General features: G+C 58.1%; 14 protein-coding genes. 7 read left to right on the top strand and 7 right to left on the bottom strand.

Annotation, left to right across the window (positions count from 1 at the left end; all coding sequences use genetic code 11):
• Nucleotides 1-1873: 1873 nt before the first annotated feature.
• Nucleotides 1874-2668 carry an IclR family transcriptional regulator gene (locus FIV05_RS28665; protein ID WP_152512165.1) on the bottom strand — a complete coding sequence of 265 codons (795 nt, stop codon included), beginning with the start codon at nucleotides 2666-2668 and terminating at the stop codon, nucleotides 1874-1876.
• Nucleotides 2669-3040: 372 nt separating this feature from the next.
• Between FIV05_RS28665 and FIV05_RS28660 the strand changes: the two genes are divergently transcribed.
• Nucleotides 3041-5143 carry a TonB-dependent receptor gene (locus tag FIV05_RS28660; protein WP_152512166.1) on the top strand — a complete coding sequence of 701 codons (2103 nt, stop codon included), beginning with the start codon at nucleotides 3041-3043 and terminating at the stop codon, nucleotides 5141-5143.
• Nucleotides 5144-5287: 144 nt separating this feature from the next.
• On the opposite strand, the gene FIV05_RS28655 is transcribed toward FIV05_RS28660, so the two are convergent.
• The 5 genes from FIV05_RS28655 to FIV05_RS28635 form a co-directional block, all read right to left on the bottom strand.
• Nucleotides 5288-6331, bottom strand: a complete 1044-nt coding sequence (locus FIV05_RS28655; protein WP_152512167.1) for a methyltransferase — start codon at nucleotides 6329-6331, stop codon at nucleotides 5288-5290.
• Between the two features lie 72 nt (nucleotides 6332-6403).
• Nucleotides 6404-7159 (bottom strand): 2,3-dihydro-2,3-dihydroxybenzoate dehydrogenase, encoded by a 756-nt coding sequence (dhbA, locus tag FIV05_RS28650; RefSeq protein ID WP_152512168.1) that lies wholly within the window; start codon nucleotides 7157-7159, stop codon nucleotides 6404-6406.
• A 19-nt stretch (nucleotides 7160-7178) separates the two neighbouring features.
• A complete protein-coding gene (locus FIV05_RS28645; RefSeq protein WP_152512169.1) occupies nucleotides 7179-8045 on the bottom strand; it encodes an isochorismatase family protein in 867 nt (288 codons plus the stop codon).
• A 9-nt stretch (nucleotides 8046-8054) separates the two neighbouring features.
• On the bottom strand, nucleotides 8055-9689 hold the full coding sequence (locus tag FIV05_RS28640; RefSeq protein WP_152512170.1) for a (2,3-dihydroxybenzoyl)adenylate synthase: 1635 nt from the start codon (nucleotides 9687-9689) through the stop codon (nucleotides 8055-8057).
• 32 nt (nucleotides 9690-9721) lie between these two features.
• A complete protein-coding gene (locus tag FIV05_RS28635) occupies nucleotides 9722-10882 on the bottom strand; it encodes an isochorismate synthase (RefSeq protein ID WP_286202351.1) in 1161 nt (386 codons plus the stop codon).
• 101 nt (nucleotides 10883-10983) lie between these two features.
• Between FIV05_RS28635 and FIV05_RS28630 the strand changes: the two genes are divergently transcribed.
• The 3 genes from FIV05_RS28630 to FIV05_RS28620 all read left to right on the top strand — a co-directional run bounded on the left by FIV05_RS28630 (nucleotide 10984) and on the right by FIV05_RS28620 (nucleotide 17211).
• Nucleotides 10984-12642 carry a condensation domain-containing protein gene (locus FIV05_RS28630; RefSeq protein ID WP_152512172.1) on the top strand — a complete coding sequence of 553 codons (1659 nt, stop codon included), beginning with the start codon at nucleotides 10984-10986 and terminating at the stop codon, nucleotides 12640-12642.
• 16 nt (nucleotides 12643-12658) lie between these two features.
• A complete protein-coding gene (locus tag FIV05_RS28625; protein WP_173014025.1) occupies nucleotides 12659-15748 on the top strand; it encodes an AMP-binding protein in 3090 nt (1029 codons plus the stop codon).
• A 77-nt stretch (nucleotides 15749-15825) separates the two neighbouring features.
• On the top strand, nucleotides 15826-17211 hold the full coding sequence (locus tag FIV05_RS28620) for a condensation domain-containing protein (protein ID WP_286202336.1): 1386 nt from the start codon (nucleotides 15826-15828) through the stop codon (nucleotides 17209-17211).
• Nucleotides 17212-17300: 89 nt separating this feature from the next.
• Here the strand turns inward: FIV05_RS28620 and FIV05_RS28615 are convergent, their stop codons facing one another.
• Entirely contained in the window at nucleotides 17301-18320 is a 1020-nt protein-coding gene (locus tag FIV05_RS28615) for a LacI family DNA-binding transcriptional regulator (protein WP_075281880.1), read from the bottom strand.
• 140 nt (nucleotides 18321-18460) lie between these two features.
• On the opposite strand from FIV05_RS28615, the gene FIV05_RS28610 reads away from it, so the two are divergent.
• Genes FIV05_RS28610 through FIV05_RS28600 form a run of 3 tightly spaced genes read left to right on the top strand, consistent with a single transcriptional unit; the run spans nucleotide 18461 to nucleotide 21698 of the window.
• A complete protein-coding gene (locus FIV05_RS28610; protein WP_152512174.1) occupies nucleotides 18461-19492 on the top strand; it encodes a Gfo/Idh/MocA family oxidoreductase in 1032 nt (343 codons plus the stop codon).
• A 17-nt stretch (nucleotides 19493-19509) separates the two neighbouring features.
• Nucleotides 19510-20442, top strand: coding sequence for a sugar phosphate isomerase/epimerase (locus FIV05_RS28605; RefSeq protein WP_152512175.1), 933 nt, complete (start codon nucleotides 19510-19512; stop codon nucleotides 20440-20442).
• Nucleotides 20443-20489: 47 nt separating this feature from the next.
• The gene (locus tag FIV05_RS28600) at nucleotides 20490-21698 is read left to right on the top strand and encodes a sugar ABC transporter substrate-binding protein (protein WP_173014024.1); all 1209 of its coding nucleotides are present in this window, start codon (nucleotides 20490-20492) and stop codon (nucleotides 21696-21698) included.
• Nucleotides 21699-21720 lie beyond the last annotated feature (22 nt).

Below are 21720 nucleotides of genomic sequence, written 5' to 3'. Positions count from 1 at the left end.
TTAATAAAGTCTCATACTCCCTTGCGGCGTACAAGCGACGAGAGGTTGTTGCCATGGTCAAGGTGCATCCATATCGTGTTGTGCTGACTTTGGCAGGATCCATCTGCAAAGAGGTCGTTCTTGGGGCCGGCGTTTTGCGTTGCTCGGGACTGCCGCGCAATTTCCCAATGTTTTTCAGCGCGGCATGATCATTGAATGTAATGATTGGTGGGCTTCATCGCGCGTAGTGCCTCTCATGGTGATCGGTTGGATTCTGGTCCAAGGGCCGGCTGGTTTGGTCGATGTCATCAAGTCTGCAATCATCTTTATGAACGAATGTCGTCCTGTTCCTGTCTGACTGGCTGCGCAATTTCATCAGCCAGAGTTTGCAGGGCATCGATTTGGCAGCCCTTATTCGCGGGGCAACTTTGTCCACTTAGCGTTTGCTCCACTCAATTCAGGATTTCATTCCCAATGGGGGCGGCTGTTTGAGGCAGCAATCAGGAGGCTTATGTTTGGTTGCGGCGTGGAAGAAGGTTTGACCAACGCGGGTTGAGCAATATGAAGCCAACAAGGGAGCGTTGGCGTAGACTTCGCTGATGTTGACGGTGCATTGGTTTCCAGTCTGAAAGCATGCATTTGTTCGAAATGGAAGAGGTCGCAATCGAGCCCAGTTAATTGATGGCTTTTTCGGTTTTGCTAGTTGCGTGAAACGACCTTTAGCGCAGTAAGGTTGGTTCTGTGGCTATAGCGCCCTCCCCTAATGCGATGCGCTTCTTGGCGTGAAGACGTTTTCTTCAAGTGCTACGTAGTTTTCGTTGGTCTAATGATCTCCGGTTCGGCGTCCGGTTGCTGTCATACAGGCGGCTCGTCGTTTAGCCTTGAATTGAAGCCGCCGAATGATTGAGCTCTGTATTGTCACGTGGTTTGCGGAAGGTGTTGCTTAGCACTCATTGGTGGAGGAGACGTTAGACGGGGTGGCGCTGGAGGAGCAGATGTTCCGTTAGTTTCGGCTGGACGCATTGTGAGAAGCGGAGGCTTGCGTCTCCAACCAGAGGTCTCGCTACTTTCTTCGTTCGGTGTCACCTGCCTGCCCGCTCCGTTTTGTCCTGACTCGCTTCAAAGAACGAATATCTCGACAGCCCGTGCGAACCGGAACTCGTTGTGTCAGGGAGCAATTTTTTTTCGATACCTTGTCCGATTTGAGGTGTTTTCTGATCTCTTCTTTTTTAGCGTTGGATGGCGCGATGTTCTGGTTCTGAGAATGCTCTCAGGAAGCTGAGCGGTATTTCTTTGAAAGTGCTGTCTACGGATTGTCCAAGGCCTGGGGGATTTAAATGGCCATCTGCAATGTGATGCCTGTTCAGAATTTTCGGAAGTTTCAGGTTCACAGTCGCCGACGCCTCATAACGTTAGTAAACGTTTCAGGCACTGCCATGGGCAAAACGTTGTGAATATAGCAATTGCTATATCAGCTGATTTTTCCGGGTGTAGGTTGTGACCCCTCGGCGACAAAAGTCGCTTCGCTGGAAATTATAGCAATTGCTATATTGGGGGCGGTGCCGTGCCGAGTGTTCGTAGAGGCGCGAAGAACCAGACGCCAATTTTGGCGATTGTCCGGCGATGATCATGGTTTGTAATGCAAGGGTTCCAGGCGAAAAAGTCCTGCGGTCCTTGTGGCTAAAATGCGCAACAAAAAACTGGGTGGGCGACCTGTGAGGGCTGGGCACCAGATGTCAGGGCCTGTCCTCAATCCCGAGGCTTTTTTGGTTGATGGGGCGGCGAGCGCCTGGCGGGTCGTTAGATGGTCGCTGGCCTTCTGGCTGGACCCGTTCCGGCTAATAGCCTTTTTGCACGCCTGCTGTATTGCGGGTGCTCGGAGAGGGGAGGGGGCTTACAAACCCGTGAACGCATCCAGGCCACCAGTTTCCCGGGCAGCTTGCCGGGCACAGTCAAATAGAGCCTTTCTGTCCTCGGGCTTGTGCATGAGGCCAAGATTTGTGACTGTTGTCATCACGCAGGCAATCTCCTGCTGTGCATCAAACACCGGTACAGCCTGTCCCGTAATACCTGGCAGCAGGTGGTCGGTCAGTTCGGCCCAGCACTCGGCGCGAACGGTCTCGAGGATCTTGCGCGAGGGTGGTTTGCCTCGGAAATGAGGTGGCTGTAATTTCCTGGCAACGTTGATCTGGCTTTCGGGAAGGAATGCCTGGAAGACCAGACCGCACGCGGAATTGTCGACCGGCAGGACGTCACCAAGCCCGACGGAGCTGATCGAAAAAAGTGCGCTGCGATACCAGCGCACGACTGTTGGGCCACGCTCGGTCCAGATGGCAATGCCCGCGCTTGCGGCGTACCCACTGGCGAGTTGCTTCGTGTGCCTTGCCGCGATCTCTACAGGGTTTACGCGTTTCAAGGCGCCAATGCCGATACTCAGCGCGGTTGGGCCAAGATCGTAGTGCCCGGTCTGGGGGTCTTGCATGACGAGCCCCTCCTTCACCAGGCTTTGAAGGTATCGGTGTGCAGTCGGGCTGCCGGTGCCGGCCTGTTTGGCGATGACGCCAAGAGCCATGGCTTCGGAGCCATTGGCCAGGATGTTCAAAAATCGCGTGGCAATGGAAACGGATTGAATGTTGCCGGAGCGTTTGGGTGATTGCCCGGTCATTTCACCATCTGCGTTTTCACTCATTGCCTGGCACCTTAATCGGCTGATGCCTGGATTCGTCGTGCAACCAATCTGAATATTTCGACAACGCACACCCCTCCCGTCTCACCGACAGGGTATTTGGCAACCGTTGCAAGTTCAATCGCGAATGCAGCAGATTTTCCGTTGAATTTCAGTTTGTTGACTGAAGGTGTTGCCAGTTCGCCACATTTATTTATGAGTTTTATACTCATGTTGAAATGTGTAACGAGTTCTGTATAGTGAAATTCAGTTGATCCGGTCACCGGCGGCTGGGGCAAGCATGAGCCGCAACCGGTGACAGGGTCGTCTCTCCCCAACCGCTCGTGGGCAAGGCTTTTCCAGCTCGCGCAGTCACAAAGTCATCAGGATCAAGAGATGAAACCGACTCGTATTGCGACGATGCTTGGCAGCACCGCCGTGTTCACCGTTTCACAGATGGTTACCAGCATCGCATGGGCTCAAGATGCAGGAACCGGAACTGCTGCAGACGTAACTGTCCTCGATACGATTCTCGTGAGCGGCGAGAAGATTTCGCGCAGCCTTCAGGAGACGGCCAGCTCGGTCGAAATCATAACGGGGGAGGATCTGGCGACACGGCCGGATGAGGAGAATGTCCAGAGTGCCATTCAGGACGTTCCCAACGTCTACTATCCCGGCACGGCAGGCGTTGCGCCCATTATCCGCGGGCAGGATACGCAAGGGCCAAACACTGGCGCGGTCGCGTTTTATTCAGGTACCGTTCCTCGGGCGTCCATCAACATAGACGGACACTACCAGACCTATTTCGAAACTGTGTTCGGTGCGACATCGATCTGGGATGTGGACCAGATCGAAGTGTTCCGGGGCCCACAGACAACGTCTCAAGGTGCGAACAGCATCGCCGGTGCGATCATCGTCAAGACCAAGGATCCCACGTTCACGCCGGAAGGTGCGCTGCAGGCTGAATACGGCAGCTACAACACTCACCGTGTGTCGGGCATGCTAAGCGGACCGCTGAGCAGCCAGCTCGCCGCCCGTGTCGCGCTGGACTACTACGGCCGCGACACGTTCATCGACTACATCAATTCAAGCTTCACGGATGACGAGACCAACCTCGATATCATGTCCTTCAATGGACGGGCTAAGTTGCTCTATACACCGGACGCCATTCCGGGTCTGACGGCAAAGCTCACCTATGCGACCGCTCAGAACAATCAGCCGACATATGAAGCTGCGACAGTCCAGCCCTACGACCGGCTTGAAAACAGCCAGGCAAACGTGCCGAGCTTCTATTCCCGTTCACACACCGGGATCGCCGACCTTTCCTATGAGTTCGAAAACGGAATTGTCGTCAGCAACGTCACCCAATACACCGATCTGGAAGTGAAGCGGAGCGTCGAAACCGTCGGCAACGGCGATGCGACCATCGACCAGCAGAACTGGTCGAACGAAACCCTGGTGAATTTCGGAACGCAAGACAGCACCTTCAGTGGTGTTGCCGGCCTTTATGCAGCTCATACACAGTCAGACGAAACCCTGCTTTTGCCTTTCAATGGTTCGCCGGATTTCGAGGATTCCAAGACCAATCTGGGTGTATTCACCGAGATCGATTACCGGATCAGCGATGCCTGGACCCTGACAGGCGGTCTGAGGTTCGAGAGCGACCGGATCAAGCGTACGGGCCTGTCGTCGACGGTTGCGCCCAGGCCCGTGGATTTCGATTACGACGAGACCTTCAACGCGCTTCTGCCGAAGATTGCGCTCGCCTACAACATCACGCCGGACGTTACCGTAGGCGGCCTTGTCAATCGGGGTTTCAATCCAGGTGGTGTCGCCTTCGACTTCCTGAACGGACAAGCCCTGCCGTTCAAGGCGGAGACGTCCTGGAACTACGAAATTTTCGGCCGTGCCAATCTTCTGGACGACAAACTGTTTGTGTCCGCAAACCTGTTCTACACCGACTATCACGACTCCCAGCGTTACTTCCAAACGGTGTTGCCTGGCAGCAGTGTGACTCAGCTCCTCACGTTGAACGCAGAACGGGCCCACGCTTATGGTCTTGAAGTGGCGATGAGCTACCAGGTCCTGGACAATCTGCGTGTGAATGCCAATGCCGGTGTGCTTCAGAGCGAAATCTCCGAATTTGACACGCTGCCGTCGGTCGAAGGCAATGAATTCGGCAAGGCGCCGGGCTATATGCTGGGCTTTGGTGTGGACTGGAGCGTGCTGGAAAACCTGACCCTCTCGGCAAATGTCGAGCATTTCGACGGGTACTTTTCGGACGATCTCAACACGCCTGCTTTCCAGGTCGATCCCTATACAATCGCGAATGCACGGGCGACCTACCAGGTTCACGATCATTTCCAGCTCTATGGCTACGTGAACAATATCTTCGACGAGCGTGTTCCGACCTATCTCGAGAACCGGCCGGGAGTTGCTTCCTTCGCCACCATGACGGCACCGCGCATGTTCGGCATTGGTGCGAAGGCAACGTTCTAAATCAGGCTCCACGACACAATTCTGCCGGCGGCACGGGCTTCCCCAGCCGCCGGCAGAACATTGATTGCTTGAGAAAATTAGCCGTCTAAATATCAGCCTGGCGCGAATCGATTTTCCGAGCGAGAGGCGAGGGGAGTGGCTGCATCAACCTGCCAGCCTGAATTCCAGAATGCTGACGGGGCTAGACGTCGGAGTAATGGAAGAAGTCTCAAAGCCTGCCTTCGCCAACAGTTCGATAAACTCGTCCGCCGTCCGCTCCCTGCCGCCGAGCTGCGTCATCATGAAGATATCCTGGGACGATCCGCGGGCGCCGGCAGCAGCGTCGCTGGTCATCATGTCGATCAGGTAAAGGCGCTCTTTTCCCGTCAGGGATTGGCTGGTGTTCTGCAGGATGGTGATCGCAGCTTCATCGTCAAAGTCATGGAAGACCCGGCTGAACAGATAAACATCGGCCCCACCTGGTACATGCTCGAAGAAGGATCCGTTTTGGGTAGTCGCCCGGCCGTTCGACCGCATCTGCTCGAACAGCGGGTCGTGGTCTTCGACACCGCGCGGAAGCTCGAACAGAGTTCCCGTGGTTTCAGGGTTCCTGTCCAGAATTTGCGCCAGAAACGACCCGTTGCCACCGCCGACATCCATAATCCTGGTGCCTGGTGCGAATGCCAGTTTGTCGACGACGACAGCACCGATGCCTTTTGAGGCCCCGTTCATCTGGTCGTCGAACCGTTTTTGCGCTGCCTCATCCTGCGCGTGCCAATCGAAAAACGCGGAGCCATGGGCCAGATCGAAGGCGGTCTTGCCGGTTCGCAGTTGTTCGGGCAGGTTTTCCCAGCTTCGCCAGAGCAACGGGTCGAGTTCACAAGCCACCCAGTTGCGCAGGCTCTGCGGATGCCCCGGCACGAGGTGGCGGGTGACAGGGGAGGGGAGGTAGTGCCCCTGCTCATCCAGGGAAATCACCTCTTCATTGACCAGGTGCCTGAGCACTCGTTCCAGGAGACGGGGCTTTGTTCCTGTGATTTCCGCAAGCTCTCCCAGCGATCTCGCCCGCTCGACCAGAAGGGCGGGTATCCCGAGTTCGACAAGAGCACGAATACATTGAGACGTACGATATGCCGTGATCTGTGCCATCAGCTTGAAGGGCGGAACGGCTGCCGGGTGTTCGGAAGGTGTGGGAGCTGGTGCTGTCAATTTTGCAATCCTTGTAAATGAAAATTTGCCGGAGGGTCCGGCTCGATGGAGGGCAGGGGAGGGGGCTGGCTGTCAGGCGCCCAGGGTCGCGCCTCCATCGACCACGATGTCCTGCAGCGTGATGTGCCCGGCCTTGTCGGACGCAAGGAACAGCACGGTCTCGGCAATATCGTCCGTCGTGGCTACCTTTTGCAGTGGAATGCCGAGTTTGAACCGATCCTGTTGGCCTGCAACGAGCTGCCTGTAGCCGGATGCTACACCCGCCATTTCGCGCAACATCGGCGTATCGGTCGAACCCGGCGAGACAAGGTTACAGCGGATGCCGAAGGGCGCGAGTTCCAGCCCGATGCAGTGGCTGAGGCTCGCCATCGCCGCCTTGGACGCGCAATAGGCAGTCATGCCCGTGCGAGGCACATGCGCCGCGTTGGAGGCAATGTTCACGATCGCTCCGCCTTGCCGTTCCTTGAACACCGGTATCCATTGGCGCAGCAGGTAGAACGGTCCGCTGACGTTGACGTTCATACAGGCCTGCCAATCCTCTAGCGACAGGTCCTCCGCCGCCCCGGTTCGCAGGACACCGGCGGCATTCACCAGGATGTCCGGGTACCACCGGTCCGCCATGAGCCCGGTAGAGATCTTTTCAACCTGACGGGCATCGGCAAGGTCCGCAGTAAGAATGCGAAATGGCAGGGTGTTGTCGCCGGCCTGTCTGTCCAGACCAAGCACCATGGCACCCTCGTCACAAAACCTTTCTGCGATGCGCCGACCGATGCCGCTTGCGGCACCGGTTACGAACACGCGCTTGCCTGCGAACTGCCGAGTTGACATGTCGGAGCGCTCTGCTGTGTCAGGCTGCAAGGCGCTTGCTTTCAATGAGTGCCCACCAGCCGTTCAGGGTTGGGACACGCGCAAGTTCGTCAAAGCCGACCACAATGCCGCGTTCCTTCAGTTCACTGGCGAGTTTCATGACCTGAATGGAATCGAGACCATAGAAAATCAGGTTTTCTTCCGGATCGAGATCGGCGTCGTCTTCGATGAGCTCCAACACGCGGCTGTGCAGCCAGTCCCGCATCGGCTCAGACCTCTGGGCTGCACCTGTGAGGCTTGCCGTATCTGTGACCGCACCACAGCGGGTGGCGACATATTTCAGGGCCATCTTGTGTTCGGCCTCGGAAAAATCGGCAACCGCATCGCCAATCATGAAGGCCTGAATGTCGTTCATGAACGCATCCGCAACAGTCATCAGGCAGCCGATGTGTGCGTAGATGCCACCGACGATCAGTTGATCGCGGCCAAGGGATGCCATGCGGGCCTTGAGGTCGGATCGTTGAAATGCACTGTAGCGCCATTTCGTCAGAACCACGTCGTTTTCGCCTGGCTCCAGTCCCTTGACCACCTGCTGCAGGGCCGGGTCGGCCACGGTCAGGCCCGGACCCCACATGTCGTTCAGGAGTGCCCGGTCTTCCGGCGGCTGGTCATGAGGCTGAGCCGTGTAGATGACCGGGACATTGTTTGCATAGGCCCAGTTGCGAACGCGCTGCAGGTTGGCGATCAACTGCGTCATCAGTTCACCATCGGCGTTGTAATACCGCAGGAAGTAATCCTGCATGTCATGGATCAGGAAGACCGCACGCGCGGCATCCGGTTTCCAGCCGGTCTTGTTCGCCGGAAAGTCCTTCGGCATCGGGTAGTCGGAAATTGTCGGGATGGTCATTGGGAACCTCTACTGTGTCAGAGCGGGAGTGAATTTCTGCGCGAGATCCATGCGCAGCTTCTTCTTGTCGGGTTTGCCGAAGGCTGTGAGGGGAATGGCGTCCGCAAAACTGAAGCGGTCAGGCAGCTTGTAGTCGGCGACTCCGAGCGACATCAGGTGCCTGCGAAGAGCAAGCGGCTTGATGCAGGAGTTGTCCGAGACGATGACAGCACAGCTTTTCTCGCCGAGTGCCGGATCCTGGATGGCGACAAGGGCCGCTTCTCGGACATCAGGATGAAGCAGAAGCAGGCTTTCCACTTCTTCCGCGGCTATCTTCTCGCCGCCCCGGTTGATCTGGTCCTTTACCCGTCCAACTACCCGCAGATAGCCTTCAACGGTCCGGCACACCAGGTCACCGGAATAGTAGAACCCGTCCTCATCGAAGACATCGGCATTGTGTTCCGGGCTTCGAAAGTAGCCGCGGAAGGTGTAAGGACCACGCGTCGCGAGTCTGCCCGTTTCGCCGTCGGGAACAGGTTGCCCGTCTTCTCCGACAATCTTGATTTCGTCGTCAGGGCTGATCGGGCGTCCCTGTGTCGTGAAGACAAGCTCATCCGGATCATTCAGACGGGTGTAATTCACCAGTCCTTCCGCCATTCCGAAGACCTGTTGCAGCTTGCAGCCAAGTATCTGAGGGACCAGACGCGCATGGGACTCTGGAAAGTGCGCGCCGCCCACCTGCAGGAGTTTCAGGCTCTCCAGCGCCTTGCGATGATCAGGCGCTGCCTGAAGCCAGAGATTGACGGCGGAAGGCACAAGACCGGCCATGGTCACCTTGTGTTTGCGAATAAGCTCGAAACAGGCAAGAGGTTCCGGATTGGGGGCGAGCACGACGCAGCCTCCGGCATGGAACACTCCGAGTGCGCCAGGTGAACTGAGCGGAAAGTTATGCCCGGCCGGCAACGCGCAAAGAAACCGCGTTTCGGGTGTCAGGTCGCAAATTTCCGCGCTGGCCCTGACGCTGTAGTCGTAGTCGTTGTGCGTGCGTGGGATCAGCTTCGGTGTACCCGTGCTGCCGCCGGACAGCTGGAAGAAGGCGACTTCGCCTGGGGGTGTCTGGCTGTAATCGGGGGCAACGCCGTCCGGAGCACTTTCGATCCAGTGTGACAGGCTGGAGGCGGGATCTGCTTCGTCCATAAGAAGAACAGTGAGAGCACCGTCCTGCATTTCCTGCAGGGTGCCGATGAAGTCTTCCGTCCTGAACAGCTCATGTTGGCGGCTGGCGATCAGAAGTTTCGGTTCGATCTGCCGGGCATAGGCCGTCATCTCGTGACGCCGATGGCTGTAAAGCGCGTTGACCGGTGCAATGCCGGCCTTCAGCAACGCAAAAAAGGCGATGTAGAACTCGGCGAGGTTTGGCAGCTGTACCAGTGCGGTGTCACCGTGGCCCAACCCTTTTGCCGCCAATCTTGCAGCCAGATTGGAGGACAGTCGGTCGAGTGCGTCATAGGAAAGGGTTCGTTCGCTGCACACGATCGCCGGCGCGGAGGGGCGCGTTTGCCTTTGTTGATCCAGAATTCGGGTCAAAGGCTGATCGATCCAGTAGGCACAGGAGCGGTAATGCGCTGCCAGATCCTCTGGCCAGCGCTGAAATTCGACGTTCATTGGAAACCTGATTGTTTGGTAAGGTCAGGGGCTCAGGCGGCGAGGCCGCAAGCCTTGAGCATGGTACCCAGTTTGGTCTGGACTTCGGCCCATTCGCAGTCCGGTTGAGAGGCCTCAACGATGCCGGCGCCTGCAAAAAGCCGCACCACGTCACGCTCTACGATGCCGCAGCGGATGGTGATGGCCCATTCGCCGTTGCCCTGGGCGTCGCACCAGCCGACAATTCCGGTGAAAAGCCCGCGCTCGAACGGTTCGACAAACCGGATGAGACGGTGAGCCAACTCGGTTGGATATCCGCAGACAGCCGGCGTCGGATGCAGGAGGCATGCTAGCTGCAACACGGTCATCGACGGGTCGTTCAGCTGTCCCTCGATCCTGGTGGACAAATGCCACAAAGCCGCTGTGCCAAGAAGCGACGGCTGATCCGGCACATCGATCTGTGAGCAATAGGGTTGCAGCAATCGGTGAATGTCCTCGACGACCAGCCTGTGCTCGTAGCGATCCTTTTCGGAGCGAAGCAATTCAGTGCCGGCGTCCTTGTCGGCGGAGAGTTCGGGCAGGCGTCTGGTCGACCCCGCTAGCGGGTTTGACGTAAACGAACGTCCGTTCTTGCGAATGAGCAATTCCGGACTGACGCCGATCAGCTCGCTGCCATCCGGAAGTGGCACCTGGAACTGATAGCCGTCGGTGTTCTGGGCCCGCAGGCTTGTCATGAGCCGGTCGACATCGACAGGCTCTGCAAATTGCAGTTCCCGTATGACAGAAAGGACGGCCTTGCGGACATCACTGTGCTGGAAGTTGACGATGGCGTGTTGGACGGCCCGTTTGAAGCCGGCCTCATCCGGATAACTCCGCTGCGCGAGCAGCTCCGGCATGATGCGTTTGGTGACGGCGCCTCCGTTCGGCTCCTTGCAGGTGCGCCATTCATGGCGTTCAGGCACGTAGAGGCAGGACACCTCACCGAGATCGAACGGAATGGCACCAACGACAATCGGGTTTTTCTGGCCAGCATTGCGGGCGCGTTCCAGGGCTGCGCCAACCGTGGCTTGAAACAGGTCGCCCGAAGTTTTTCCGGTCCGGGCCGGGACGGCAATCCGCTCACGAATTCCGTCGGCATGCAGTTCGTTTCTGCCTGAAGTGAACAGAAATTTTCGCTTGGGATCAGGCTGGATGGCCACGTCTTCGTGACGCATCACTCTCGCTCCGGTTGCCATGGAGCATCTCCTATATGAATGGTTGACCTGCTTCAATACTTGAGTATGATACTCATGTTTTGTCAACACCAAAAGTCGCAATGAAAAATCTTACACCCATGCAGGCCGCTTACTGGACCGGGCGCGAAGCCAAGAGCTTCCTCGGAAATGTATCAGCTCATCTTTATGTGGAATTCGATGGCAGCAACATCGATCCGACCCGGCTGGAGGAGGCGGTTCGCAAACTCTATGAGACGCATGCCATGCTTCGCATGCAAATCACGGCGGATGGCCGGCAAATCATTGGAAAAACAGAAGAAAGCCTGTCTTTCGAGGTTGAGGACCTGAGCCGTCTCAAACCGCAAGCACTCGCCCATCGATTGGCGGAAAAGCGGGAGAGCTGGACCAGTCGATCGCTGGACCTTGCCAGCGGTGAGACGTCGGCATTCGGACTTAGCCTGCTGCCCGATGGGGCCGGCCGCTTGCATGTCGACACGGATATGGCGGCGATCGACCCGCCGAGTTTCTGCCTCCTCATGGAGGACCTTGCCCGGTACTACGAAAAGCCCTCATTGCCGGTGGAACCCGGGGAAAGCAGCTTTTTCGACTGGCTGGACGCCAAAGCCGATGATGTGGATTTGCACAGGCGTCAGCGGGAAGACAAGCGCTGGTGGCAAGAGCGTCTGGATGACATGCCGCCGGCGCCCGATCTGCCGGTCGTTGCCGCTGGCCAACGGGTCAAAAGCGGCAGGCTCGCCGCCTATCTGTCGCCTGGCGAACGCAGGTCACTGGAAGGGACCGCACGCCGGCTGCGCGTGACAGTGTCGGCATTGATGCTGGGGTTGTTCGCCGCTGTTGTGGGAGGGGCCACCGGCAGCGGCCGTTTTCGTCTCAACGTGCCAATGTTCTGGCGCGCGCCTTACACCGCCGGTGTCGAGCGGCTTGTCGGAGACTTTTCCAACACCCTCATTCTGGCGGTCGATCTACGGCCCGGGGAGACCTACGAAGAGGTTTGCAAATCTCTGGCCGGCAGAATGCTGGACCTGCTCGCCCATTCTGCCTATCCGGGTGTCAGCGTGATGCGTGATCTGTCGCGCCATCAACGGTCCCTGCAGTCTGCGCCCATCGTGTTTACCTCCGGCCTCGGTCTGCCTATGGGAGGCCTCTTCTCCGAACGTGTCCGCCAGCATTTCGGATCGATGAACTGGGCCGTGTCACAAGGGCCGCAAGTTGCCCTGGATGCTCAAGTTGCGGAACTGGACGGCGGTATCCTGCTCAACTGGGATATCCGATATGACGCACTGCCCGAAGCCTGGGTCGATGCCGCGTTCAAGAGCTATGAGCGGCTCGCGAGGAAAGTTGCGGCCGACCCGCGGTCACTTGGCGAACAGGCAGTTTGCAGCGTCATGACGTGCGGCTCTGCAAGACGGCCCGCCACATACACCGAAGACATGCTTCTGGAACTGTTGAACCGGCTGGCGCCGGGCAGGGTGACTGGCAGTGACGCTGACATGTATCTCCCTATCCGAGATTTCGGACTGGGCGAGGGCGATCTTGCGGACTTCGTCACCTTTCTCAATCGTTACATTCCGTCTGCAGCCATTGCACCGGAGGACATTGGGCCTGCGAGCACAACTGCTGCCCTGGCATCCCTGATCAATGATCGCTCCGGCAAGGCGTCGGACAGCATCGCACGAGCTTTTCTGCAGGCGGTTGGCGCAAGTAGCCGGATTTCGCTTGCAGCTCAACCTGCCGAATAGATCCGCTGGAGACATCATGACATCCGAACTGACGTCGCTGCAGCGCGCGTACCTCCTTGGCAGAAGCGAATATGTGCCTCTCGGCGGTGTCGCGATGCAGGAGTTTCGCGAGTATCGCGGTCGCTTCAACCTCGCTCTTCTGGAGCGCCGGCTGCTCCATCTGGCGGAGCGATATGACAGCCTGCGGACGGTTGTCGACGGCCAAAGCCAATCGAGACAGGTCCTGGCAACGCCGCAGGTCGATTTCCTCCGCATCGATCTGTCCGACCAGACGCCGGAAAGTGCTGAGCAAAAGATCGCCGAGTTGAAGCAGGGGTTTTCCCATGAGCTGTTCGACCTGACAGCACCGCCCTGGCGGGTCGTCGCGTTCCAGCTGCCCGAAACGGGCGGCGAGACCGGAGATGACTGTGCAATCTTCTTCCGGTTCGATGCGCTGATCCTGGACGGTTTTTCCATAGCTGCGCTGATGGTTGAACTGTTTGAGGATCGACAGATCGAATCCGCGACAAGCTTGCCTGTTCCTTCTGCCATAGAGCCGATCAAGAGCCAGAACGAGGCTGATGCAAACTACTGGAAGGCCAAGCTCCGGTCTTACGAAGGCGTGCCGAAGCTTCCCTGGGCGAAATCTCTGGAGACCATTGGAACCTCTCGCTATGCGCGCGCCGGTTTGACAATCGATACAGCGCGATTCCGCAAGCTCACGCGCATGGGGGCAAAGGCGAGCCTCTTTCGAAATACGATGCTGTCGGCCGTAATCCTGGAAGTTCTGTCGCACTGGTTGAGCGAAGGGAGCCTTCATGTCGGAGTACCGGCGGCCCCGCGAACGGAAGGGGGATACCAAAACGGGTCGACGTTCTTTGCCGTCGCCTGGGACGGGCAGGGAACAGACGATTTTGTTGCCAGGGCAAGGGCCTTGCAGGACGACGTTCTGGAGGGGCTGGATCACCTGTCGTTTTCCGGCGTCGACATCAGCCGGTTCCTGATGGATCTCGGAGGTGGTGCAAGTGGTGTCGCCCTGCCGGTTGTCCTCACGAACGGGCTGTCCTGGCCAGTGCTCTCCTCCGATGCGCACGTTCGCCTGCATGACGGCCTGACACAGACACCGCAGGTCGCATTGGACATTCGCCTGGGTGCGTTGGCCGACGGAGGCCTGGCGATCGATATCGATCATGCCGTCGAAGCTATCGAGCGCACCGTCGTTGATGACATTCTTGCAGCCATCGACAGGGCCGTGACCGCCATCTGCGAAAGCGATGAGCTTCAGGTCGAAGCGCGAAACGTGCTGGATTTCGACCACTATCGGTTCAACATGCGGGAGGAGACTTATGCCGCCTGCGGGTTCCTGAGGCGCATTGCCGACAACATGTTTTCAGCACCGCCGGAAAACGACGCGCTCGTCTGCGGTGCACGTCGGGTCTCCTATGCAGAGCTCGGCAGGGGCGTGCACAAGGTGCTGGCGTCTCTCGCAGCCCGAAACCTTCAAAAGGGAAATGTTGCGGTTCTTGCGCTGCCGCGTTCTCCTGAGCAGACAATGGTGACGCTGGCCTGTGCGCTGCGTGGGGTAATCTGGGTTCCAGTGGATGCTTCTGCCCCAGAAGAGCGCAGAAAATTTCTCTGCGACAATTGCAAGCCAGACCTGGTCGTCGGAACGCAGCCGGTTGAGGGCTACGACGTCGTTTCTGCCGAGACGCTGCTGCAGGGAGACCCCTCCGGCGACGTATTTGACTTCATGCCACCGCTTCAGGAGCTTTCGTCCAGTCCGGAGGCTGCGTACTATCTTTATACCTCAGGTACGACCGGGAAACCGAAATGCGTCGTGCTGTCCAACCGATCGACCGACAACGTCATCGGCAGCACCAATGCGGAGTGGGAAGTCACTTCAGATGACGTCTTCATTTCAGTCAGTCCATTGCATCACGACATGTCTGTCTATGAGGTCTTCGGGTGTCTGACCGCTGGCGGAACGCTGGTTCAACCTGCTGAAGGCGAGGAGAAGGATGCGGTTCGGTGGAACCAGCTGATTGACGCGCACGGCGTAACGATCTGGTCGTCGGTTCCGACAATCTTCGAGATGCTGCTTTCCTGCCGCCAAAAGCCGGAACTTGCCAACCTGCGCCTGATTAACCAGGGCGGTGACTACCTCAAACCGGCGGTGATCGCAGATGTCAGGCGCAGCAACCCGGCCATCCGACTGAGTTCAATCGGCGGACCGACCGAAACCACGATCTGGAGTATCTGGCACAGGATCTGCCCGGAAGACACGGGCAACATACCTTATGGCCGCCCGCTGCCGGCAAACCGGTATTTCGTGCTCAACGAGAAAGGCGAGCACTGCCCTGTCGGTGTTGTTGGCCGTATCCATTCTTCGGGTGTGAACACGGCGCTCGGATATCTGGAAGGCGGCGAGTTGCGGCAGCATGACTTCGTCATGATCCGGGATGAGCACGGAGAGCCGGTTCGCGCATTCCGGTCCGGAGACCGGGGGCGATACAGGCGCGACGGCCTGATCCTGTTCGACAGCCGCGTTCAGGGCTACGTCAAGGTGCGCGGCGTCCGCATTTCCATGCCTGACGTCGAGAATGAACTTGTGAAACACCCTGACGTCGCCCGCGTTCTACTGACGGATCTTGGAGACGAACGCCGTGGGGAAACCGAATTGGGCGCCCTTTATGAACCGGTTCCTGGAAGCGGACTTTCCGATGCGGACCTTCGCAATTTTGCAAGACAGCACCTGCAGGAATCCCACGTTCCCGCGTACTTTTTAAAGGTGGATAGCATTCCTTTGTCTGCCAACGGAAAACCGGATCGAAGGGCTGCGAGGCAATTGCTTGCAGATTTTTCTTCCAGACAACCGGCGCCGCAAAGGAAAGTATCCCCGGCAAACCGCCGGCTTCTCGACATCTATCTGGAGGTCGTCGGCTGCGGAGCAACGTCAGCCGTAAATGGGGCTACCGACTTCCTGTCGATGGGGCTTTTACCGTCGCATCTCAAGACGATCGCTCAGCGCATCTCCGACGAATTCGGCGTCGCTTTGCCGCCAAAGCAACTTCTCATGTGCCGAAACGCGAACCAGGTGGAGGAACTCGTTTCTCGAGAGTTGCCTTGATTGGCCTCAAGACGTTCCGTTTTCCAACCTTGCGAAAAATTCCGCCGTCATTTGAAATCGTAAAAGGAGTTTCGTTCATGCCGGACATCGGTCCAACCGGTGAGATGCCGCTGACGCTGCCACAGCTCGACTTCTGGGAAGAATTCACTTTTCATCCCGACCAGCCCGTGTCGACGGTCGCGCATTACATCGAGCTTGAAGGCGACATTGACGAGCCTGCGCTGACCAGGGCGATCACACGCACCATCCGCGAGGCCGAGATCCTGTCGGCGCGGTTTCGGGTGAGCCCGGATGGTGGAGCGCCGGTTCAAGTTTGCGATCCGGAGTTTCTGCCCGCGCTTATACAGGTGGACTTGCGCGAGGAGGCCGAGCCACTGGAAGTCGCCAGAAAGCGGATGGAAACCGATCTGGCCGCAAAGCTGGATTTGCGGCACGATAAACTGTCGGCGCATGCGCTTTACCGCGTCGGGGAGAGAAACTACCTCTGGTACATCCGCGCTCACCATATCATCGTCGATGGATATGGTCTGGCACTGATCGAACAGCGTTGTGCCGAGCTGTACAATCATTATCGCGGCCAGGGCGATGCCGGTCTGCCATTCCATCCGCTGGCAAGTTTTCTGTCTGAAGAGGCTCGATATCAGGAGAGCCGGCAGTGGAACGACGACAAGGCGTTCTGGTCGAACTATTTCGCAAGAGCCGCCGACATCGAAGTTCTGGAGAGGGGAGATGAAGACTATGGTGGCCCCGGCTATCACGCTCAGGTTTCCCTATTTCCGAAGTTCACGCGAAACCTGCAGGCAACCGCTGCGGCGGTTGAAATTGGCTGGCCGGATCTCCTGACACTGCTCTGCGGTCTCTATCTTCTGGGCGAACGGGCCGGTCGGCAGATGCCGCCCGAGAATGCGTTGACACTCTGGCTTCCTTTCATGAGCCGGTGGGGCAGTGTGGGGGCGCATTTGCCGGCGTTGCTGGTCAACATTCTGCCGTTCCGGATGGAGGTGAACAGAACCGACACCCTGGCAGATTTTCTGAAAGGCTCGGCCGCTGAGCTGAAACGCCAAAGACGGTACAGCCGCTACCGTATCGAGCAGATTTCACAAGACCAGGGGCTGACGGAAGGCAGCCGGTACTTCTTCTCTCCCCTGATCAACGTGCTGCCCTTCAATGCACCGGCTTTTACCGGTTGCAGGTCTCGCCGCCACATTCTTGGCAGTGGCCCCGCTGACGGCTTCAATCTCACTTTCCGAGGGGAGGGTGACGCAAGCAACCTGACCCTGTGCCTGGACGCCGATCCCAGCCTGATGAGCACACAGACTTTCAGCGAGCACGAAAAGAAACTGCCGTCATTCCTGTCGGGTGCACTTCAACCGGAATGGCTGACACGACCGGTCGGCGATGTCCTTGGAACGACTTGTTCGTCCGCTCTGTTTGACGCAGCTGCGCAGAGATTTCCGATGTAGTGACGTATCATAAGGGACTGACTGCCTTTGGAAGGGGAGGGCAGCGTCCGTGGAAAAACAAGTGGCAAGCCGGTCGGATACGAGCTGGGCTACCGGCCAGGTGGCGGCGCGAAACTCTCGGTTATGGCCATCGTGGCAGGCCAGACAATCCTGGTCTTGTGGCTGTTGTCGCGCAGCACTTGCAGAACTTCCCTCGCGATTGTTCGCCCAAGCTGCTCCAGATCGATCTCGAATGCCGTTACCGGCGGGTTGAGGAAGCGAAGGAGCTTGCTTCTGCGCAGTGTTGCAACCGACAGGTCCTTGCCCGGTGACAGCCCGGCTTCCTGAAGGGCCGAGTAAACGCCAAATGCCATCAGTTCGTAGTTCAGCAGCAGCGCGGTCGCCCGGTTGGGCATTTCCAGGATCTGGCGGGTCACCTGATTGCCGCCGGACTCGCTGACTTCACACTCGAAGATCAGACCGGGATCGAATTCCAGCCCCGTTTCGGCAACTGCGGTTTCATAGGCTTCGCGCAACACACTGGCGATGTTGGATCGGGTCGGCGGCACGGTAATGGCAATGCGTTTGTGCCCGAGAGCCACCAGCTTGCGGATTGTCTGATCGACATATCCTTCGAAATCGAGATCGATCCAGGGGTGCTGGTCTTCCAGGCGTGACCTTCCGAGTGTCAGGAACGGGAGCCGTGACTTGAGCAGGAACTCGATCCGCGGATCGTTCTTCATGGTCGCGGTTACAACAATGGCGTCCGCCGTGCCACGCGCGATAACGCGTTTCAGGAACTCCGTCGGATCGTTGGCGGAATGGCAGGGCAGGATGATGAGATCATAGCCCTGATCGTCGAGTTCGGCCTGCATGGCGTCTATCACGCGCATGAAGAAGTTGTCGCCGCTCCTGAGTTCCGACTGCCCGGTTTCGAGCATGAAGGCGATTGTCTGCGTTGTTCCACGACGCAGCGAACGGCCCGAAGCGTTCGCACTGTAGCCGAGTTCAACTGCGGCATTGAGCACACGCTCTCGGGTCTTTGCGTTTACATCCGGCTTGTCGTTCAGCGCTCGCGAAACGGTTCCGATAGAGATCCCAAGATGTTGCGCGAGGTCTTTTATGTTCAAGGACAGGGGCTCCTGAAAAGATTTCCGAAAACGTTTACGAAACTTCTTGACACAAAGTTCCATCGTAATCTAGCGTCGTAAACGTTTACGGAGCCCGGAAAGACGAAAGGTCACAACCGCGCCCGATGGGAGGAAATCACATGCAGACCGCCGTCATGGTGGGGTGCGGAGCCATGTCCGAGGGCTGGCTACGTGCACTTCAGGACATCAACTCTTCCGGCAAGCGGGTTGAGATTGTCGGCTTTGTCGACCTTGATACGGACCTTGCGCAAAAACGTGCTCAGACCTCCGGCTTCGGCAATGCAGAGGCCGGAAACGATCTGACGGAACTGCTGTCCAGGCTGAAGCCAGACCTCTTGTTCGACATCGTCGTGCCATCTGCCCGCAACGAGGTGGTGACCCAGGGCTTTGCTGCCGGCTGCGATGTGCTTTCCGAAAAACCGATGGCGAATTCGCTGGATGAGGCAAAAGCACTGCTCGACGTGCGACGGGATCAGGGCAGGGTGCATGCCGTGATTCAGAACCGCCGGTTTCTGCCCGGCATCCGGCGTGCAAAACAGTTCCTGGACCAGGGTGGCATTGGGCGGATTGCGGAGGTCCATTGCGACTTCTTCATCGCACCGCATTTCGGTGGGTTCCGGGAGGAGATGGACCACGTGCTGTTGCACGACATGGCGATCCACACTTTCGACGCGGCCCGTTTCGTCGCCGGGCTGGAACCGCGCCGGGTCTTCTGTCACGAGAGCAATCCGTCCCATTCCTGGTACCGCCACGGAGCCAGTGCCGCCGCCATCTTCGACTGCCATGACAATGTGACCATGACCTATCGCGGCTCGTGGTGTGCGGAAGGTGCGCGCACGGACTGGGAAGCCTCCTGGCGGATCATCGGATCGCGCGGAACTCTTTTGTGGGACGGCAACGAAGGCTTCCGGGCCGAAATCGTGAAATCGGCCGAAGGCTTTCTGTATCCGCTGGAAGAGGTCGAGGTGCCCGAATTGCCCGCATCGCTGGAGGCCACCGGCCATGCAGGCGTCATCGCCGATTTCCTGGACGCGCGTGAGACTGGCAGGGCCGCTCTCACGGATTCCGCCGACAACATCCGCTCACTCGCCATGACATTTGCTGCAATCCGGAGCGCCGAGGAAGAGCGCTTCGTCGAGATAGATATCTGACCCGAGGACATTCATTCATGAGCAATCCTGCAAAATCCATTCGCATCGGAACGATGATCGCCGCCACGGGCGGAGAAGCTGCGAAGCGGATCGATGAAATCGCCGATCTCGGGTTTGAAAGCTTCGAACCGTTCTTCTGGCAGACGACCAACGGGCAGGACCTGGCCGAGCTCGGCAAGCGCTGTGTTGAGGCGATCGGCGACCGGGACATCACCATCTCGACCCTGGGCATGTTCGGGAACCCGCTGGAAGATCAGCCGCTGGATCGCGAAACCCTTCAGGGATGGAAGGACTGTATCGATAACGCCCATCACTTCGGCGCCACTTGCGTCGCCGGCTTTACCGGCAGGATCCGTGGCAAGCCCCTGGAAGACAGCCTGCCCAGATACAAGGAAGTCTGGTCCGAGCTTGCAAAGCGCGCCGCCGACAAGGGTGTCAGGATCGCTTTTGAAAATTGCGCCATGGACGGGAACTGGCAGACCGGCGATTGGAACATCGCCCATAATCCGGATGCCTGGGAACTGATGTTCAACGAAACGACGGACGACAATCTCGGCCTGGAATGGGAGCCTTGCCACCAGCTTGTCTATCTGATCGATCCGCTGCCGCAGATCCGCAAGTGGGCCGACAAGATCTTTCACGTGCACGGCAAGGACGCCACAGTCCGCCATGATGTTATCCGGGAACACGGCATCTTCGGAAAACATCCGTTCGTCTTCATGCGTACGCCGGGTTTTGGCGATAGCAACTGGACAGACATCATCAGCGAGCTGCGTCTTGCAGGGTATTCAGGCTCCATCGATATCGAGGGCTGGCACGACCCGGTCTATCGCGACGAGCTCGAAATGACCGGCCAGGTGCATGCGCTCAACCATCTGAAAACTAGCCGGGGCGGTGCCTTCATACCGGGAACCGGCAAATACGAAGGCGGCGATCCCTCACTCACCTAGGGCAACGCCGTCCGTCATTCATGTCGCATACAGGGAGGAGACCCAACATGGACTTGAAATCAATAGCATTGGCAACATCCGGGCTGATCGCGCTGGCTTCAACCGCCGTTGCCGATCCGGTCGAGCTGGATCTGTGGACCATCGACGACCCGGGCGAATATCACTACGTCATGGCCGACGAGTTCATGGCCAAGCATCCGGACATCAAGATCAACGTGCGGACCGTCCAGTTCGAGGACATGGTCAATGACCTCGCACGCGGCGTGGCGACCGGTGATGCTCCCGACATCACCTATATCGACAATCCGGAAGTGGCGCTGTTTGCTTCACGCGGACTGTTGCTCGACCTGAAACCCTATATCGAGCAGTCCGATATCGTGAATGCCGACGACATCTTCCCGGGACCGCTGTCATCGGTCAGCTACGAGGGCGGCATCTATGGTATTCCGCGCGGGGCGAACACGATCGCTCTCTACTACAATGCCGACATGTACCGGGCGGCCGGGCTCGACCCCGACAACCCGCCACGCACCTGGGACGAGCTTTACGAAGCCGCCAAGGCGCTGACCAAGCCGGAAGAGAATATCTACGGCCTCGCTTTTTCTGCGGTTGCGACCGAAGAGGGCACCTTCCAGTTTCTGCCCTGGCTGCAGATGACCGGTGGGGATTACGACAACGTCGACACGGACGGGGCGGTACGAGCGCTTTCACTCTGGAAGAAAATCCTCGACGAAGGACTGGCCTCGCCGGACACGCTCATCCGCGGTCAGTGGGACAGCACCGGTACTTTCAATGCCGGGACCGCCGCAATGTCTATCTCGGGACCCTGGGAACTGCCCCGAATGAGCTCGGAAGCCAAGTTCGATTTCAGGGCTGCGCTCCTGCCCGCACCGGATGAGGGAGCGGACCGTGCCTCGGCACTGGGGGAGGGCGACAACGTCATTCTGGCCAGCACCGACAATCCGGACGAAGCCTTCCTGTTCCTGGAGTTTCTCTATGACAACATGGACCGCGTCTGGAATGAATTCGGCTACCTGCCGGCTTCCAAGGTCGAGGCGAAGGATCCAAAGTATCCGGAAATCTATGCGGTCTTCGAAGAATCGATGAAATATGCCCGCAACCGCGGACCTCATCCGCAGTGGCCGAGCATCAGCAAGGCGATCCAGACCGCAATCCAGTCGACACTGACCGGTCAGGCAACACCTGAAGATGCTCTCGCTGCCGCGCAGACCAGCATCGACAAGGTCCTGAAGTAGGGTCTGTTCAGGCGGGGTTTTG

This window comes from Labrenzia sp. THAF191a (assembly GCF_009363335.1).
GTDB lineage: Bacteria > Pseudomonadota > Alphaproteobacteria > Rhizobiales > Stappiaceae > Roseibium > Roseibium algicola.
Note: the sequence above shows the minus strand (reverse complement) of the source record. Positions and strands in the feature narration are given on the sequence as shown.

Bases quoted from the DNA above. Each gene is read 5' to 3' on its own strand.
- FIV05_RS28665 (WP_152512165.1), bottom strand. From the start codon at position 2,668: ATGAGTGAAAACGCAGATGGTGAAATGACCGGGCAATCACCCAAACGC.
- FIV05_RS28660 (WP_152512166.1), top strand. From the start codon at position 3,041: ATGAAACCGACTCGTATTGCGACGATGCTTGGCAGCACCGCCGTGTTC.
- dhbA (WP_152512168.1), bottom strand. From the start codon at position 7,159: ATGTCAACTCGGCAGTTCGCAGGCAAGCGCGTGTTCGTAACCGGTGCC.
- FIV05_RS28645 (WP_152512169.1), bottom strand. From the start codon at position 8,045: ATGACCATCCCGACAATTTCCGACTACCCGATGCCGAAGGACTTTCCG.
- FIV05_RS28640 (WP_152512170.1), bottom strand. From the start codon at position 9,689: ATGAACGTCGAATTTCAGCGCTGGCCAGAGGATCTGGCAGCGCATTAC.
- FIV05_RS28635 (WP_286202351.1), bottom strand. From the start codon at position 10,882: ATGCGTCACGAAGACGTGGCCATCCAGCCTGATCCCAAGCGAAAATTT.
- FIV05_RS28630 (WP_152512172.1), top strand. From the start codon at position 10,984: ATGAAAAATCTTACACCCATGCAGGCCGCTTACTGGACCGGGCGCGAA.
- FIV05_RS28625 (WP_173014025.1), top strand. From the start codon at position 12,659: ATGACATCCGAACTGACGTCGCTGCAGCGCGCGTACCTCCTTGGCAGA.
- FIV05_RS28620 (WP_286202336.1), top strand. From the start codon at position 15,826: ATGCCGGACATCGGTCCAACCGGTGAGATGCCGCTGACGCTGCCACAG.
- FIV05_RS28610 (WP_152512174.1), top strand. From the start codon at position 18,461: ATGCAGACCGCCGTCATGGTGGGGTGCGGAGCCATGTCCGAGGGCTGG.
- FIV05_RS28605 (WP_152512175.1), top strand. From the start codon at position 19,510: ATGAGCAATCCTGCAAAATCCATTCGCATCGGAACGATGATCGCCGCC.
- FIV05_RS28600 (WP_173014024.1), top strand. From the start codon at position 20,490: ATGGACTTGAAATCAATAGCATTGGCAACATCCGGGCTGATCGCGCTG.